Origin of the sequence: Stenotrophomonas sp. 57, assembly GCF_030291075.1 — a bacterium.
Classification (GTDB): Bacteria; Pseudomonadota; Gammaproteobacteria; order Xanthomonadales; family Xanthomonadaceae; genus Stenotrophomonas.
In genome coordinates this window covers 2,118,265-2,135,268 of the sequence record NZ_CP127407.1, presented here as the reverse complement: position 1 = coordinate 2,135,268, position 17,004 = coordinate 2,118,265, and the positions used below count along the sequence as shown (strand labels likewise).

Below are 17,004 nucleotides of genomic sequence, written 5' to 3'. Positions count from 1 at the left end.
CAACGGGTTCCATATAAGAGGAGACGACCCCATGGCACAGGTAATCAACACCAATACGATGTCGCTCAACGCTCAGCGCAACCTGAGCACCAGCGGCAGCTCGCTCGCTACCACCATCCAGCGCCTCTCGTCCGGCCTGCGCATCAACAGCGCGAAGGACGACGCGGCCGGCCTGGCCATCAGCGAGCGCTTCAGCACCCAGATCCGTGGTCTGGACGTGGCCATCCGCAACGCCAACGACGGCATCTCGCTGGCCCAGGTCGCCGAAGGCTCGCTGAGCGAGGTTGGCAACAACCTGCAGCGCATCCGCGAACTGGCCGTGCAGGCCTCCAACGCCACCAACTCCAGCAGCGACCGCAAGGCCCTGCAGGCCGAAGTGACCCAGCTGGTCAGCGAAATCGACCGCGTCGCCAAGCAGAGCGACTTCAACGGCACCAAGCTGCTGGACGGCTCGTTCACCAGCCAGCTGTTCCAGGTGGGCGCCAATGCGGGCCAGGCCATTGCGATCAACAGCGTGGTGGATGCCAAGGCTGAATCGCTGGGCTCCACCACCTTTGCCGATGTCTACAAGGGCGAGGGACTGACCAACGACAAGGCCGCCACGGACTCGGTGTTCTCGCAGTTGCAGATCACTGTCACCCCGCCCAACGGTGGCACCGCCAAGAGCATCGACATCGGCGATATCACGGTCAAGGCCGGCGAATCCATCACCGCCGCCACCGCTGCTGCCATCAACGGCAAGTTGGGCGAGACCGGCGTCATGGCCAAGATCGAATCCGGCAAGATCCAGCTGGTATCGGTCAAGGATGGTCAGACGTTCGCTCTGGGTAACGCCGGCGCACCGTCCAAGTCGACCACGCCTGTCCCGACGCCGGTGACAGATTTCACAGAGATCGGCCTGGATCAAGCCGCAGGTGGCACCGGCGGCACCATCGGCACCGGCTCAAAGCCCAGCTTCGTCAAGGACATCAACATCACCACCGCTGAAGGTGCCCAGCAGGCCCTGTCGATCGTCGACAAGTCGCTGGAATCAGTCAACAGCGTCCGCGCCGACCTCGGCGCGATCCAGAACCGCTTCACCTCGGTGGTCGCCAATCTGCAGACCTCCTCGGAAAACCTGTCGGCATCCCGCAGCCGCATCCGCGATACCGACTTCGCCAAGGAAACGGCGGAACTCACCCGGACCCAGATCCTGCAGCAGGCCGGCACCGCAATGCTGGCCCAGGCCAACCAGGTCCCCCAGAACGTGCTCAGCCTGTTGCAGCGCTGACATACGGCGCTCCTGAAGCACGTCAGGAGCGTTGATCCCCTCGTACGTGCACTGCTCAAGGAACTTTCCTCATGGCACAAGTCATCAACACCAACACCATGTCGCTCAACGCTCAGCGTAACCTGAGCACGAGCGGCTCCTCGCTGGCCACCACCATCCAGCGTCTGTCGTCGGGTTCCCGTATCAACAGTGCAAAGGATGACGCTGCAGGCCTGGCGATCTCCGAGCGCTTCGGCACCCAGATCCGCGGCATCGACGTCGCCATCCGCAACGCCAACGACGGTATTTCGCTGGCACAGACCGCTGAAGGCTCGCTGTCGGAAATCGGCAACAACCTGCAGCGTATCCGTGAGCTGTCGGTGCAGTCTGCCAACGCCACCAATTCGACCAGCGACCGCAAGGCCCTGCAGGCCGAGGTGACCCAGCTTGTCAGCGAGATCGACCGCGTCGCCAAGCAGTCGGATTTCAACGGCACCAAGCTGCTGGATGGCTCATTCTCCAGCCAGCTGTTCCAGGTCGGTGCCAATGCAGGTCAGGCCATTGCTATCGACAAGGTTGTGAACGCCAAGGCTGACGCCCTTGGTAGCACCACCTTCGACAGCAACACCATGACCCTTGCTGCAGCTACGGGTGGCACGCCGGTCGCAGGCGAAGAACTGAAGATCTCCGGCCTGAAGATCAGTGGCGGCAGCCTGACCAGTGCGGTGGACATTGGCGATGTAAAGATCACCAGCACCGGCAATGCCGCCGAGGATCTGAAGGCGGCTACCAAGGCCACTGTTGCAGCCATCAACGCGAAGATCGGCGAAGCAGGCGTCTACGCGGAGGCAGACGCAACCACTGCCGGCAAGATCACCCTGACCTCGGTCAAGGAAAGTGCTGACAAGGACGGTAAGTTCAGCGGCCTGGCCGTTACAGAGGGCACCGGCAGCTTCACCAGTGACGAAGTGACGGCCCATGACGATGCCGCCATTCCGGCTGGTGGCACTCAGCTGTTGAAGGACGTCAAGATCGATACGGTCGCTGGTGCACAGCAGGCAATTGCAGTCATTGACAAGGCCTTGGGTTCGATCAACAACACCCGCGCTGACCTGGGTGCGATCCAGAACCGCTTCACCTCGGTCGTCGCCAACCTGCAGACCTCGACGGAAAACCTGTCGGCTTCGCGTAGCCGCATCAAGGACACCGACTTCGCCAAGGAAACCGCCGAGCTGACCCGCACCCAGATCCTGCAGCAGGCCGGTACGGCCATGCTGGCCCAGGCCAACCAGGTGCCGCAGGGCGTGCTGAGCCTGCTGCGCTGATACCAGGCAGTCCGGTCTACTACGCAGCGACTTAGACGTAGAAGCGGATGCTGCCGCCGGCCCTGGCCGGCGGCAGCATCCAACCGGAACCACCTAGCGGCACGAAGGCGCGGGCCATGCCCGGCCCGGGATCACTCCCGAACCGGCTTGGCATCGCCCGCTCCTGCGGACCTCTCTTTCAGCGCTGTACCTTTGACTGTACGTACCGGGCGGCTTCGTCTCCCCCCGATTGTCAGTAGCCTGATCCCTCCCCTGCATTGGGGGAGGGTCTTTTGCAGACTCCCGGCAGCCCGCGGTGAACCTACCCGCACCCTGCCCCAACCCTCCTGCAACCCGCGTGCCAGAACCCGCGCCGTACCATTGGCACGGCGCATGCATCAACGAAGTCCTCAAGACCCAGCGGCGCAGGCCGCTATTTTCGTTGACGACGGGCCACCGCACGGCGAGCCGGCCCGTATACCAGGAGAAACGACGTGGCAGACTTTGGATACGGTGGCATCGGCTCGGGGCTGGATATCTCCAGCATCGTCAACCAGCTGGTCGCGGCAGACCGCAAGCCGGCCGACAATGCGCTGAACCTGCAGCAGTCCAAGGCCAAGATGCAGCTGTCGTCGATCGGCACCGTCACCGCGGCCTTCGACAAGCTCAAGACCGCCCTGACCGCATTGAAGGCCACCACCGCGTTCGATACGCGCACCGTGACAGCCACCGGCAAGGCCGGCCCCACCAATGCCGACGACGTTCTGACAGCCTCGGTGGCGCTGTACGACCTCGGCACGACCAAGGCAGCCGCCTCCAACGGCACGCACCAGGTGGAGGTCACCTCCCTGGCCACCGCGCACAAGCTGATTGCCGACACCTCATTCCCGAAGACCGACACCTTCGGTGCCGGAACCTTGACACTGACCGTTGGCGTCGGTGACAAGGCCAAGACCATGAATGTGGAGGTGGAGGACGGCGATACGCTGACGACCATCCGCAACAAGATCGATGCTGCCGGTCGCAAGGAAGGCATACAGGCCACGCTGATCACCTCCGGCGACAACCAGTACCTGTCGATCGCCCAGGAAAAGACCGGTGCGGCCAACGCGATCAAGCTGGAATACGGCGGCAGCGACCCGAAGCTGGGCGCACTGGTCGGCAGCCTCAAGCAGAACACCGCTGCCGCCGATGCCGAACTGACCATCGATGGCGTCAAGGTGGTCAGCGCCAGCAACACAGTGGCCGACGCCGTGCCGGGCCTGACCCTGAACCTGAAGGTTCCAGGCAAGAGCACCGTGGTGATCAGTACCGACACCGCCGCTGCGACCAAGGTGATGCAGGAGTTCGTGACCGCGTACAACGCGGCGATCGCGGCGATCAACACCGAAACCAAGTACGACGCCAAGACCAAGGAAGCGGCCACACTGACCGGCGACGCGCAGATGCGTGGTGCTTCCAGCCAGCTGCGCTCGATGATGTCCGGCGTGCTGAAGGAGCTTTCCGCCGATGGCCTGGATCCGAAGGTGCTGGGCCTGCAGACGCGCGGCTATCCCAATGCCGACGGCAGCCTGGTGCTGGATACCACCAAGTTCGCCGCTGCACTGGCCAGCCAGCCGGAGAAGATCCGCGCGGCCATCACCGGTGATACCGGCGGTGCAGGCACGCTGTACACCATGGTTGACGGCTACGTCAGCACCACCGTCGGCAAGGAAGGCGCCTTTGTCGCCCGCACCAAGGGCCTGAATACCACGCTGGACAACATCGACAAGCGCCGCAAGGACCTCGACACGCGCATGAAGAACGTCGAGGAACGCTACAAGAAGCAGTTCCTGGCGCTGGACAGCCTGATGGGCAAGCTGCAGCAGAGCAACACCTCGCTGCAGCAGCAGCTGGCGCAGCTGAACCGCTGAAGGTCTGCGTACAACGCTCAAGTTTGGCGTGCAATGCACCGATAACGGACGCAACAGCAATCAACGCCGCACCGCCGGCCACGGTCCCCGCGACCTGCCGGCGGCACCCCGCGCAAGGAGAATCACGAATGTACGGTTCCAGCCGTCAATATGCCGAGCAGTACCGCCAGGTGGGAGTGACCAGTGCGGTCGCCGATGCCGATCCGCACAAGCTGGTGGCGATGCTGCTGGCAGGCGCGCTGGAGCGCGTGAGGCGCGCCCAGGCCAGCCTCGAGCGTGGCGACCAGGCCGGCAAGGGCAAGGCGATCGGCGAAGTCTGCGCGATCGTCGGCCACCTCAACGGCTCGCTGGACCACGAGGCCGGCGGCGAGATCGCCGGCAATCTGTCGGCACTCTACGACTACGTGCTGCAGCGCCTGACCGAGGCCAACCTGCACAACGACCGCGCCGCCCTCGATGAGTCCCTGCAGCTGCTGGGCGAGATCGACAGCGCCTGGAATGCGATTCCGCACGAACAACGCCGCCCGGCCGCGGTGGCACCATGAGCCTGCATGAACTGCACGCCCAGCTCGACGCCTTCGAGAAGGCCCTGGGCGAAGACGCCCTGGACCAGGCTGACAGCCTGCTCGATGGCCACGACAGCACCCTGCACGCCCTGCTCAGCCAGCCGCTGACCACGGCCGACCACGCGCCGCTCAGCGCACTGTTCGAACGCCAGGAGAATCTGCTCGGCCTGCTGCGCAAGCGCCGCGATGCAGTGGCCGCGCTGATGAACGATGGCCAGCGCTCTCTTCGCGCCGCCCATGCCTACCTGCAGGCAGAATCACTGGCATGACCCAGCTGCCGACCACGTCGCTGCACCACCCCGCCGAAAGCGAGCTGTTCGACGAAACGCTCAGCTGCGAGCTGGCCTTGCCGGCCGAGTTCCAGGCAGGCAGCGGCGCCGGCCGTACCAGCAGTGCCGAAGGCCTGCTGCGCAGCCTGGCCCTGGTGGAGGACAGCCGCGTTGACGAGCATGACGACCGCAATGAAGCCAGCCTTCAGCTGCAGCGTCTGGAAGCCAAGCTGGATCTGGCGATGGTGCTGCTCGGCCGGCTGGTCCGGCAGCAGGGCCAGGAACTGACCCTGCGCCCGGTGCGCTGGTCGCGTCGCGGCATCCGCCTGCAGCTGGGCCCGCGCAGCGGTGCCAGCCCCGGACAGGCCGGCCTGGTGCGCCTGCAGCCCAGCGACTGGCTGCCCGACCACATCGATCTGCCAGTGGAAGTGATCGCCGAAGCAGCGGATGGCGGCGGCGGCCACTATCTCTGGCTGCGCTTCCAGCGCCTTGGCGATGGCCTGGAAATGGCGATGGAGCGCCACCTGTTCCGCCTGCACCGTCGACAGGTGGCCGAAGCGCGCCGAGCGCGCTGAAACCTGCCACCATCACGCTTGGCGGGCAAGCCTTGGCGCGCCCGTTCAGCTAAGTTAAGGTGGACTCCCCTACACGGATCTGTTGCGTGCCTGTGCGAGTTCTCATCGTCGACGATCACACCCTCGTCCGCGCCGGCCTGGCGCGGCTTCTGCAGGGGTTTGCCGACGTGCAGCTGGTGGCCGAAGCCAGCAATGCCGAACAGGCACTGCAGCTGGCCCTGCAGCACGCACCCGACGTGGTGCTGATGGACCTGTCACTGCCGGGCCGTACCGGCCTGGAAGCCCTCAGCGACATCCGCCTGCGCGCGCCCGGCACCCGGGTGGTGATGATGACCATGCACGACGACGCCGCACACGTGCGCGATGCACTCGATCGCGGCGCGGTCGGGTTTTTGGTCAAGGATGCGGCGCCGCAGGAGCTGGAACTGGCGCTGCGCGCAGCGCATGCCGGCCAGGTGTTCCTGAGCCCGCAGATCTCCGCCAAGATGCTGGCACCGATGCTCGGCCGCGAGAAACCCACCGGCATCGCCGCGCTGTCGCCACGACAACGCGAGATCCTGCGCCGCATCGGCAAGGGTGAGAGCAACAAGGAAATCGCCGCCGACCTCGGCATCAGCGTCAAGACGGTGGAAACCCACCGCGCACGCATGATGGAGTCGCTCGGCTGCCGCCGCGCCAACGATCTGCTGCTGCTGGCTGCGCGCCACCAGCATGAGCTGGAGTAGGCGCCCCCCCCCCCCCGGCGGCACGCAACGATGGCAGGGTAGAGTCGACTGTCAGTCGACTGCTCTCCCATCAGGCCCAGGAAAAGTCCCGCGCTCCGCGCGCAAGTCGACTAACGGTCGACTCTACCAACGCGCGACACCCTGCATCGGCGACGAATTCCCGTCACCCCGACACTTCCCGACAGGAATCCGTACACGGCACACGGCGGGATCGACGGAGCGAGCACCGCGAATCAATGCCTTAGCTTCACCCATCGTCAATATCCCGCACTTATGTAGGGAAAACCCCTACACCCTGTCGGGACATCCACGAAAGCCCTCAGGAACCCCCCGATTCCGCACTCGCCGGATCAAAAGCAAGATGCGTTCCACAAGGCGCCGGGGAGCGGTGCCGGGGAACCACGATGAAGGCTGCACTCTCGACCCAGCTGGGCCAACAACTTCACCTTACCCCGCAGCTGCTGCAGTCGATCCGGCTGCTGCAGCTCGATGGCCTGCACCTGGAACAGGAAATCCAGCGCCTGCTGGACGCCAACCCGCTGCTGGAGATCGAAGAGGCCGAAGCGCCCGCCGCCGATGCCACCGAGATCAGTGCCACCACGCTGGACACCGCCGCGTTCGACGAACTGCCGGAGCCCTCGATGTGGGACGTGGCCGGCGCCAGCTGGCAGGACGGCGATGACGACCGCATGGCGCGCATTGCTGCCGGTGAGTCGACCGACCCGCAGCTGCGCGTGCTGCAGCGGTTGTCGCTGGACATGGACGACCGCGAGCTTGCGGTGGCTGCCTTCTGGCTCGACCACTGCGACGAGGCCGGCTATCTGCAGGCGCCGCTGGCGCAGCTGCAGCTGCTGGCCAGCGCCCAGTTCGACATCGCTGCCGAGGGCGTCGAGGCCATCCGTCAGCAGCTGCTGCACGGCGAACCTGCCGGCATGGCCGCGCAGGACCTGCGCGAAGGCCTGCAGGCGCAGCTGCGCAGCCTGCACGGCGTGGTGCCCGCCCGCCACCTGGCCGCGCGCATCCTGGATGGCGCGCTCGAAGCGCTGGCCGCACATGATTACCCCGCCCTCGCCCGCCAGCACGACGCCGAGATCGACGACGTGCGCGAAGCCGTGCGCCTGATCCTGTCGCTGCAACCGCGCCCGGGCGACAGCCTGCTGCCGGAACGCAATGCCGTGGTGGTGCCGGACGTGGTGGCCTGGCATGCCGATGGCCAGTGGAAGGTGGCCCTGAACCCGGCCACCAGCCGCCGCGTGTCGATCAACAGCCAGTACGAACAGGCCCTGGCCGAGACCAGCGAAGCGGCCCCGGCACTGCGCGAAATGCTGCAGGAAGCGCGCTGGTTCAGCCGCGGCCTGTCGATGCGCTACGACACCCTGCTGCGCACTGCGCGGGTGATCGTCGAGCGCCAGGCCGCGTTCCTGGTTCGCGGCGAAGAAGCCATGGCCCCGTTGACCCTGAAGGAAGTGGCCGAGGAAATCGGCATGCACGAGTCCACCGTCTCGCGCATCACCACCGGCAAGTTCCTGCAGACCCCGCGCGGCACCTTCGAGCTGAAGCACTTCTTCGCGGTCCGCCTGGAGGGCGCCAGTGTCTCCGGCCAGGCGGTCAAGGCCATGGTCCGCCGCCTCATCGACGCCGAACCGGCCGGCCGCCCGCTGGCCGACGAGGCCATTGCCGGGCTGCTGTCGCGCCAGGGGGTGAACATTGCTCGCCGAACCGTCGCAAAATACCGGGAACAACTGGACATCGCCCCGGCCCGAGAACGGCGCCGGCTCGGCGCCAGGCAACCGCAGCTGGCCCGGGTGGGCTGAAAAGGATGTTGGACATGAACAAGCTTACGGTCCTGCTGGTCGATGACCACGAGGGCTTCATCAATGCGGCGATGCGCCATTTCCGCAAGATCGACTGGCTGCAGATCGTCGGCAGCGCCGGCAATGGCCTGGAGGCGATCGAACGCTCGGAGACGCTGCGCCCGCAGGTGGTGCTGATGGATCTGGCCATGCCGGAAATGGGCGGCCTGCAGGCCACCCGCCTGATCAAGTCGCAGGACGACGCACCGTACATCGTGATCGCCAGCCACTTCGACGACGCCGAGCACCGCGAACACGCGCTGCGCGCCGGCGCCGACAACTTTGTCAGCAAGCTGTCCTACATCCAGGAAGTCATGCCGATCCTGGAAGGCCTCAGGGAGGAACAGTCGTGAGTGAATCGCGCATCCTGGTGCTGGACAACGACGCCGTGCGCGCCGAGCGCACCGTTGCCCTGCTGGAATTCATGGACTTCAACCCGCGCTGGGTCTCCGACGCGGCCGACTTCGACCTCGGTCGCCAGCGCCAGAACGACTGGATGGCGGTGATCGTCGGCAGTCTGGACGACACTGCCGCCAGCACCGCACTGTACAACTGGCTCGGTGGCAGCAGCCTGCCCCCGCCGGTGCTGCTGGCCGATGGTGATGCTTCGGCATTTGCGCACCAGCATGGCCTGCACGAAGCCAATATCTGGCCGCTGGAAACCCCGCTGCGCCACGCGCAGATGGAAGCCCTGCTGCGTCGCGCCAGCCTCAAGCGCCTGGATGCCGAACACCAGGCCGGTGCTGCGCAGGACCAGGGCCCGACCGGCAACGGCGCTGCGGTGACCGCACTGCGCACCATGATCGAACAGGTTGCCGCGTTCGATACCACCGTGCTGGTGCTGGGCGAATCCGGTACCGGCAAGGAAGTGGTGTCGCGCGCGATCCACCAGCGCTCGCCGCGCCGCGATGGCCCGTTCGTGGCGATCAACTGCGGCGCCATTCCGGCTGACCTGCTGGAAAGCGAACTGTTCGGCCACGAAAAGGGTGCCTTCACCGGCGCACTGACCGCCCGCAAGGGCCGTTTCGAAATGGCCGAGGGCGGCACGCTGCTGCTGGATGAAATCGGCGACATGAGCCTGCCGATGCAGGTCAAGCTGCTGCGCGTGCTGCAGGAACGCAGCTTCGAACGCGTGGGCGGCAACCAGACCATCCGCTGCAACGTGCGGGTGATTGCCGCGACCCACCGCGACCTGGAAACGCGCATCGCCGAAGGCAAGTTCCGCGAGGATCTGTTCTATCGCCTCAACGTGTTCCCGATCGACGTGCCCGCCCTGCGCGAGCGTCGCGAAGACCTGCCGGCACTGGTGGAAACCATCGCCACCCAGCTGGCCCGCACCGGCCGCGGCGAAGTGCGCTTCTCTGCCGAGGCGCTGCAGGCCCTGGCCGGCTACGAATGGCCGGGCAACGTGCGCGAACTGACCAACCTGGTCGAGCGCTTGGCCGTGCTGCACCCGGGCGGTTCGGTCCGCGTGCAGGATCTGCCGGCCCGCTACCGTGGCGATGCGGCACTGGCCGCCGTCGCTACACCGGCGCCGGCACCGCCCGCCGCCAGCGAAGAGCGACTGGACCTGCGCAGCTTCTCGTTCCACACACCCGGCAGCGGCAACCAGCCGGCGCTGGAGCACGGCATCGCCGTCAATCGCCCGGCGGCACCGGCCGCACTGCCCGACGAGGGCATGGACCTGCGCAACCACATGGCCAGCATCGAACTGGGCCTGATCAACGAAGCACTGGAACGCACCCAGGGCGTGGTCGCCCACGCCGCCCAGCTACTCGGCCTGCGCCGCACCACCCTGGTGGAAAAGCTGCGCAAGTACGGCATTGAACGCGAGCAGGCCGAACTGGCAAGCTGACACGCGTTTCCAGCATGAAGGGGACACCAACGCCTGGGCTTGCCCGGGCGTTGGTGTTTGTGGGGCCGCTGCATGAGAAGATCCACGCCGTGCGTGGGTGAGGAATTCCGCTACACGACTGCGTTTGCAACTTCTCCTAAAGGCACCGATGAAATATGTCGGTAGCTTTGCCCATATGGAGAACTCAACCAGACCGCCAACGCTGGACCTCATGCCGATCAGCCAGGAAGAGATCGATCACTCTCCCTTTCTGCTCGAAGCACAGCGCCTAGCTGGCCGCCTTTCGCCGTATGCCAACGACAACACGAAGTTCCATTCACGCCTGCAGCGATTTGAGGCAGACGAACGCACCCTGGCGATCTTTGGACACGTGCTGGGCGGGCTCTTCTTCGTGGACCTCAAAGATGGCTACGTAGGACTACTTTCAGTCGATTCCGAAGCATCACCCCAGTACTGCAATTCAGACCTGAGGAGCTTCTCAGCTTTCCATACCGCGTTCATCGCAGCAATCCGACCCGCGCTGAACTCCAACGAAGGCGTGGCGGAGTCCACTCTCACGGAACTTGAGGCCTCGTTCCGCAACTGCGATGCCACATCCATGGGGGCCGAGAGTAACTTCTGGCCCACATGTCTTTACGAGCTATCAGAGGGGTTCTTTCCTCTTTCATCCGAGAAGGTGGAACTACACCGCTCACTCGGGATCGATCTCAACTATCCCTGGTAGAAATCGGCCCGAGCACGTTCTTCGGCCGCAAGCCGAGTGGGGTCGGAGGCTTTGCGTTTGCAATGATTCCTACAGACAACGGCGCGCAGTTGCAGAGCATGGACGGGACATCCCAACGAGGTTCCACCATGCAACGCATCACCGTGCTCGCCGCCCTGCTGTTCCCGGCACTCGCCACCGCCGCCGACTGCACCCTGCCCACCACACTGGACCAGCGCCAGTTCACAAACCTCAGCGACCCGCTTTACGCACCGGACAACCCCAATGCCGGACGCATGGTCCAGGTCAGCTTCGCCGGCAACCAGTATGTGCTGGACATCCTCGGCACTGATCTCCGCATCGGCGGCAACTACCGCTACCAGCGCCTGGCCCCGCATATCGCGGAAATCCAGATGACTGAAAGCCACCCAGCCGGTCCCGCCCACTACACCCTGTTGCTGACCTGCCTGAGCGACCGCCAGGGTCGCTTCATCTACACCCAGCACGACGGCCCCATCGCACCGCGCCAGCGCCAGAATTCCGGCCACTGGACCCTGCAGCCTCAGGGCGGAAAACCGACGCCGGTTAAATGACGCCTCCATTGGGGTCAGAGCCCGTTGCCTCGCAACGGGATCCGACCCCGAGCTCTGACAGATCGCGGAGGTCTGTCGAAGGCGGGGTGGGTCCGGTTGCGGGGGCGTGAGCGCCACGGATGGCGCGACCGAGGCTACATGGATGTACTTGCGCCGTCCCCCGCAACCGGACCCACCCCGCCAACCCACGGGAAGCCCGTTTTTGACGTTGACGTTGACGTGGCGTCGGCAGGTGCAGGGCGCAGCCCTGCCAGCACACCCCCACCCTCACTTCACTGAATCGAAAACCGGTTTCGGCACGGCACTTGCACTGGCTCAAGCAGACAACCCCATCCCTGTTTCTGGAACCGTTGCAGATGTCCCACTCCGTCACTTCGATCCTTTCGCAGATCCGCTCCTATCAGACCCAGATGGGACAGCCGGCGCTCAACCCGCTGGGCGAAACGCCGCGCAGCAACGCCCTGCCGGGCACGGTGCTGGATGCACCGCAGGCCCAGCCGGCCAGCTTCACCGAAACCCTGCGTGGTGCGATTGCCGGCGTCAACGACGCGCAACAGAAATCCGGCGCCCTGGCCAAGGCGTTCGAAATGGGCGACCCCAGCGCCGACCTGGCCAAGGTGATGGTCGCCTCGCAGCAGTCCCAGATCGCCTTCCGCGCCACCGTGGAAGTCCGCAACCGTCTCGTCCAGGCTTACCAGGACGTGATGAACATGCCGCTGTAAGGAACATTGACGCATGGCACTGACGCTCTCCAAGGACAGCCTGAACGCCGAGAAGGCCGGGCAATGGTTCGACCGCCTGCAGAGTCTGCAGATCACCCGTCGGCTGGGCCTGATGGCGATGATCGCGGTGGCGGTGGCGGCAGGCCTGTCCGTGTTCTTCTGGTCACAGAAGCCGGGCATGGTCCCGCTGTATACCGGCCTGGACCAGAAGGCGACCGCTGAAGCGACCGATCTGCTGCGCGCCGCGCAGATTCCGTTCGCGCTCGATCCCGCCACCGGTGGCATCACCGTGCCGGAAAAGAACCTGCACGACGCCCGCCTGAAGCTGGCCGGCTCCGGCCTGACCGACAGCGGCAAGCTTGGCTTCGAGCTCATGGAACGCGACCCGGGCTTCGGCGTCAGCCAGTTCGTCGAAAGCGCGCGCTACCAGCACGCGCTGGAAACCGAGCTGTCGCGCACCATCAACACGCTGCGCCCGGTGCGTGATTCGCGCGTGCACCTGGCCATTCCCAAGCCGAGCGCCTTCACCCGCCAGCGGGATGTCGCCAGCGCTTCGGTGACCCTGGAACTGCGTGGCGGCCAGCAGCTGGAACGCAGCCAGGTGGACGCCATCGTGCACATGGTCGCCGCCAGCATCCCGGATCTCGCGCCAGAGCGCGTGACCGTGGTCGACCAGAGCGGTCGCATGCTCAGCATCACCGACCCGAACAGCGAGGCGGCCGTCAACGCTGCCCAGTTCGAGCAGGTACGCCGCCAGGAAACCTCGTTCAACCAACGCATCCGCGAGCTGCTGGAACCGATGACCGGCCCTGGCCGCGTCAATCCGGAAGTGAGCGTGGACATGGATTTCTCGGTGACCGAGGAAGCCCGCGAGCTCTACAACGGTGAACCGCAGAAGCTGCGCAGCGAGCAGATGAGCGAGAACACCACCAGCACGCCGGGCCCGCAGGGTGTACCGGGTGCCACCAGCAACAGTCCGCCGGGCCAGCAGGCCGCGCCGGCCACCGCGCAGACCCCGACCGAAAGCAGCAAGAACGCGACCCGCAACTACGAGCTGGACCGCACCCTGCAGCACACCCGCCAGCCCGCGGGCCGCATCAAGCGCGTGTCGGTGGCAGTGCTGGTGGACAACGTGCCGCGCGCCGGCGCCAACGGCAAGATGAGCCCGCAGCCGCTGTCGGCCGCCGAACTGACCCGCGTCGAGGCCCTGGTGAAGCAGGCGGTCGGCTTCAACGCCGAGCGTGGCGACACCGTGTCGGTGATGAACGCCCCGTTCGTGCGCGAGATCACGCCCGAGGAAGGCCCGGCCTGGTGGGAGCTGCCGTGGGTGCATGACGCCGGCCGCATGCTGCTGGGCGCGGTGGTGGTGCTGGCATTGCTGTTCGGCGTGCTGCGCCCGGCACTGCGCGCGATTACCGGGCCGAGCAGGAAGAACGACGAACAGGCACTGGAACCGCATACCGCGGACGTACAACTGGTCGATGACGATGGCATGCCCCTGCCGGCGCTGGGCGCCGACCGGGCCAGCCTGGGTGGGCCGGATGCACTGGCCCTGCCGGTGGATTCATATGAGGAACGACTGCGGATGGCGCGTGAAGCCGTGAAGACCGACTCCAAGCGCGTGGCCCAGGTGGTCAAGGGCTGGGTGGCCAATGACTGAGCCGCAATTGACCGGCGTGCAGCGCGCGGCCGTACTGCTGCTCTCCCTGGGTGAGCTGGACGCTGCCGAAGTGCTGCGCCACATGGAACCCAAGGAAGTGCAGAAGATCGGCATCGCCATGGCCACCATGACCGACATCACCCGCGAGCAGGTGGAACGGGTGATGGACCAGTTCGGCCAGGAGCTGGGCTCGAAGACCTCGCTGGGCGTGGGCTCGGATGACTACATCCGCAACATGCTGGTGCAGGCGCTGGGCAGCGAGAAGGCCGGCAACCTGATCGACCGCATCCTGCTCGGTCGCAACACCACCGGCCTGGATGCGCTGAAGTGGATGGACCCGCGCGCGGTGGCCGACCTGGTGCGCAACGAGCACCCGCAGATCATCGCCATCGTGATGGCGCACCTGGAAACCGACCAGGCCGCCGACGCGCTGAAGCTGCTGCCCGACCGCACCCGCGTGGACGTGCTGCTGCGCATCGCCACCCTCGACGGCATTCCGCCCAACGCACTCAATGAACTCAACGAGATCATGGAGCGCCAGTTCGCCGGCAACCAGAACCTGAAGTCGTCCAACATCGGCGGCGTGCAGTGCGCGGCCAACATCCTGAACTTCATGGACAGCGGCCAGGACCAGGCGATCCTGGGCGAGATCGCCCGCATCGATGCGCCGTTGAGCAACCGCATCCAGGACCTGATGTTCGTGTTCGACGATCTGGTCGACCTGGACGACCGCGAAATGCAGCTGGTGCTGCGCGAAGTGAGCGGCGAGCGCCTGGGCCTGGCCCTGCGCGGTGCCGACATCAAGGTGCGCGACAAGATCACCCGCAACATGTCGCAGCGTGCGGCCGAAATCCTGCTGGAGGACATGGAGGCCCGTGGCCCGGTGCGCCTGTCCGACGTGGAAGGCGCGCAGCGCGAGATCCTGGCCATCGTCAAGCGCATGGCCGATGAAGGCACCGTCACCATCGGTGGGAGCGCGGAGGCCATGCTGTGAGCAACGTCGTGCGCTGGCTTGCCCCGGACCTGCTGGCCCAGCCCGAACCGGCGCTGGCGCAGGAAGATGTCTTCGAGCTCACCGGGCCGGACCCGGAACACGAACCCGAGCCACCACTGCAGCTGCCGACCCTGGAGGAGATCCAGGCGATCCAGGACAGCGCCGAGAAGGAAGGCTTCCAGCACGGCCATGCCGACGGCTACAGCCAGGGCCAGGCCGAGGTGCGGCGCCTCGCCGCGCAGATCGAAGGCATCCTGGACAACTTCAGCCGGCCGCTCGTGCGGCTGGAGAATGAAGTGGTCGGTGCGCTCGGCGAGCTGGCCGTGCGCATCGCCGGTGCACTGGTCGGACGTGCCTACGAGGCCGACCCGGCACTGCTGGCACAGCTGGTCGGTGAGGCCATCGACGCGGTGGGTGGCAGCACCCGCGAAGTCGAGGTGCGCCTGCACCCCGACGACATCGCCGCCCTCGCCCCCCTGCTGAACCTGTCGCCGCAGCAGCGCCTGGTGCCCGATACCAGCCTGAGCCGCGGCGACCTGCGCGTGCATGCCGAAGCGGTACGCATCGACGGCACGCTGGAAGCCCGCCTGCGCGGTGCGCTGGATGCGGTGATCCGCCAGACCGGAGCAGGCGCATGACGCCCGGATCGCAGCCCACGCCACCGCCGGCCGACTGGGCCGTTGCCCGCAACCTGCGCCTGGCCCGCCGCCTCGACGGCCTGCGCGTGGATACCGCGCATGGTCGTGGCCTGATCCGTGAGGGCGTGCTGCGCCGCGCGGTCGGGCTGACGCTCGAAGCGGTCGGTTGCGAGGCACCGCTGGGTGCCAGCTGCAAGGTGGAAGTGGTCGACGGTGGCTGGGTCGATGCCGAAGTGGTCGGCTTTGCCGGTGAGCGCACTTACCTGATGCCCAGCGCTGAACTGCACGGCCTGCTGCCCAACGCCCGCGTGGTGCCGTCGGCGCGCCGCGGTGGCGTGGAAGTGGGCGAAGGCCTGCTCGGCCGCGTCATCGACAGCGACGGCGTGCCGCTGGACGGCAAGGGCCCGATCCGCGCCGAAGGCCATGTCGGCATGGCCGGCGTTTCGATCAATCCGCTGGCACGTGAACCGATCACCCAGCCGCTGGACGTGGGCGTGCGCGCGATCAACGCGCTGCTGCCGATCGGCCGCGGCCAGCGTGTCGGCCTGTTCGCCGGTTCCGGCGTCGGCAAGTCGACGCTGCTGGGCATGATGACCCGCTACACTGCCGCCGACGTGATCGTGGTCGGCCTGATCGGTGAACGTGGCCGCGAAGTCCGTGATTTCGTCGAAACCACGCTGGGCGAGGAAGGCCTGCGCCGCGCCGTGGTGGTGGCCAGCCCGGCCGACCGGCCACCGCTGGCACGCCTGCACGGTGCCTACCGCGCCACCGCCATCGCCGAATGGTTCCGCGACCAGGGCCTGAACGTGCTGCTGCTGATGGACTCGCTGACGCGCTTCGCCCAGGCGCAGCGCGAGATCGGCCTGTCGGTCGGTGAACCGCCGACCACCCGCGGTTACCCGCCGTCGGTGTTCGCCAAACTGCCGGCACTGGTCGAACGCGCCGGCAATGGCGCCAAGGGGCGTGGTTCGATCACGGCGTTCTACACCGTGCTGACCGAGGGCGACGATCCGCAGGATCCGATCGCCGATGCAGCGCGCGCGATCCTCGACGGTCACATCCTGCTCTCGCGGCGCGTGGCCGACAGCGGTCTGTACCCGGCCATCGACGTCGAATCGTCGGTCAGCCGCGTGGTCACGGAAATCGCCGACGAACCGTGGCGGCTGCGCATCCGCAAGCTGAAGCGGCTGGTTTCGGCCTATTCGGCCAACCGCGACCTGATCGCCATCGGTGCCTACCAGCGCGGCAACGATGCGGCCACCGACGAAGCCCTGGAGCGCTGGCCGGAAATCATGGAGTTCCTCGGCCAGGACGTTGCCAAGGCCGCAGATCTCCCGCACAGCCAGGCGGCGCTGCAGCGCCTGGTGGAACAAGAGAGCTAAGCC

Annotated in this window: 17 protein-coding genes; all 17 read left to right on the top strand. The window is 66.2% G+C overall.

Annotated features, from left to right (window positions below):
* The first annotated feature begins 31 nt into the window (after positions 1 to 31).
* The gene (locus QP512_RS09805; RefSeq protein WP_286071901.1) at positions 32 to 1,270 is read left to right on the top strand and encodes a flagellin; all 1,239 of its coding nucleotides are present in this window, start codon (positions 32 to 34) and stop codon (positions 1,268 to 1,270) included.
* A gap of 71 nt (positions 1,271 to 1,341) precedes the next feature.
* Complete coding sequence (locus QP512_RS09800; protein WP_286071900.1) at positions 1,342 to 2,574, top strand: flagellin; 1,233 nt, start codon at positions 1,342 to 1,344, stop codon at positions 2,572 to 2,574.
* Between the two features lie 473 nt (positions 2,575 to 3,047).
* Positions 3,048 to 4,466: a flagellar filament capping protein FliD gene (fliD, locus tag QP512_RS09795; RefSeq protein WP_286071899.1), complete on the top strand. Its 1,419-nt coding sequence runs from the start codon at positions 3,048 to 3,050 to the stop codon at positions 4,464 to 4,466.
* Between the two features lie 128 nt (positions 4,467 to 4,594).
* Complete coding sequence (gene fliS, locus QP512_RS09790; RefSeq protein WP_019336597.1) at positions 4,595 to 5,011, top strand: flagellar export chaperone FliS; 417 nt, start codon at positions 4,595 to 4,597, stop codon at positions 5,009 to 5,011.
* A complete protein-coding gene (locus tag QP512_RS09785) occupies positions 5,008 to 5,301 on the top strand; it encodes a hypothetical protein (RefSeq protein WP_286071898.1) in 294 nt (97 codons plus the stop codon). The genes fliS and QP512_RS09785 overlap by 4 nt, the downstream gene beginning before the upstream one ends.
* A complete protein-coding gene (locus QP512_RS09780; protein WP_286071897.1) occupies positions 5,298 to 5,876 on the top strand; it encodes a PilZ domain-containing protein in 579 nt (192 codons plus the stop codon). The genes QP512_RS09785 and QP512_RS09780 overlap by 4 nt, the downstream gene beginning before the upstream one ends.
* 92 nt (positions 5,877 to 5,968) lie before the next feature.
* Positions 5,969 to 6,601, top strand: a complete 633-nt coding sequence (locus QP512_RS09775; RefSeq protein ID WP_010485918.1) for a response regulator transcription factor — start codon at positions 5,969 to 5,971, stop codon at positions 6,599 to 6,601.
* 404 nt (positions 6,602 to 7,005) lie between these two features.
* Positions 7,006 to 8,415, top strand: a complete 1,410-nt coding sequence (rpoN, locus tag QP512_RS09770) for an RNA polymerase factor sigma-54 (protein ID WP_286071896.1) — start codon at positions 7,006 to 7,008, stop codon at positions 8,413 to 8,415.
* A 14-nt stretch (positions 8,416 to 8,429) separates the two neighbouring features.
* Entirely contained in the window at positions 8,430 to 8,807 is a 378-nt protein-coding gene (locus QP512_RS09765) for a response regulator transcription factor (RefSeq protein ID WP_005409556.1), read from the top strand.
* A complete protein-coding gene (locus tag QP512_RS09760) occupies positions 8,804 to 10,309 on the top strand; it encodes a sigma-54 dependent transcriptional regulator (protein ID WP_286071895.1) in 1,506 nt (501 codons plus the stop codon). Before QP512_RS09765 ends, QP512_RS09760 begins: the two co-directional genes overlap by 4 nt.
* Positions 10,310 to 10,457: 148 nt before the next feature.
* Entirely contained in the window at positions 10,458 to 11,033 is a 576-nt protein-coding gene (locus QP512_RS09755) for an SUKH-4 family immunity protein (RefSeq protein ID WP_286071894.1), read from the top strand.
* Positions 11,034 to 11,161: 128 nt separating this feature from the next.
* The gene (locus QP512_RS09750) at positions 11,162 to 11,605 is read left to right on the top strand and encodes a hypothetical protein (RefSeq protein ID WP_286071893.1); all 444 of its coding nucleotides are present in this window, start codon (positions 11,162 to 11,164) and stop codon (positions 11,603 to 11,605) included.
* A 356-nt stretch (positions 11,606 to 11,961) separates the two neighbouring features.
* Positions 11,962 to 12,327 (top strand): flagellar hook-basal body complex protein FliE, encoded by a 366-nt coding sequence (gene fliE / locus QP512_RS09745; protein ID WP_005409552.1) that lies wholly within the window; start codon positions 11,962 to 11,964, stop codon positions 12,325 to 12,327.
* Positions 12,328 to 12,340: 13 nt separating this feature from the next.
* Positions 12,341 to 13,987 carry a flagellar basal-body MS-ring/collar protein FliF gene (gene fliF, locus QP512_RS09740; protein WP_286071892.1) on the top strand — a complete coding sequence of 549 codons (1,647 nt, stop codon included), beginning with the start codon at positions 12,341 to 12,343 and terminating at the stop codon, positions 13,985 to 13,987.
* A 7-nt stretch (positions 13,988 to 13,994) separates the two neighbouring features.
* Positions 13,995 to 14,981 (top strand): flagellar motor switch protein FliG, encoded by a 987-nt coding sequence (fliG, locus tag QP512_RS09735; RefSeq protein ID WP_024958226.1) that lies wholly within the window; start codon positions 13,995 to 13,997, stop codon positions 14,979 to 14,981.
* Positions 14,978 to 15,619 (top strand): FliH/SctL family protein, encoded by a 642-nt coding sequence (locus tag QP512_RS09730; protein ID WP_286071891.1) that lies wholly within the window; start codon positions 14,978 to 14,980, stop codon positions 15,617 to 15,619. The genes fliG and QP512_RS09730 overlap by 4 nt, the downstream gene beginning before the upstream one ends.
* Positions 15,616 to 17,001: a FliI/YscN family ATPase gene (locus QP512_RS09725; protein WP_197592137.1), complete on the top strand. Its 1,386-nt coding sequence runs from the start codon at positions 15,616 to 15,618 to the stop codon at positions 16,999 to 17,001. Before QP512_RS09730 ends, QP512_RS09725 begins: the two co-directional genes overlap by 4 nt.
* Positions 17,002 to 17,004 lie beyond the last annotated feature (3 nt).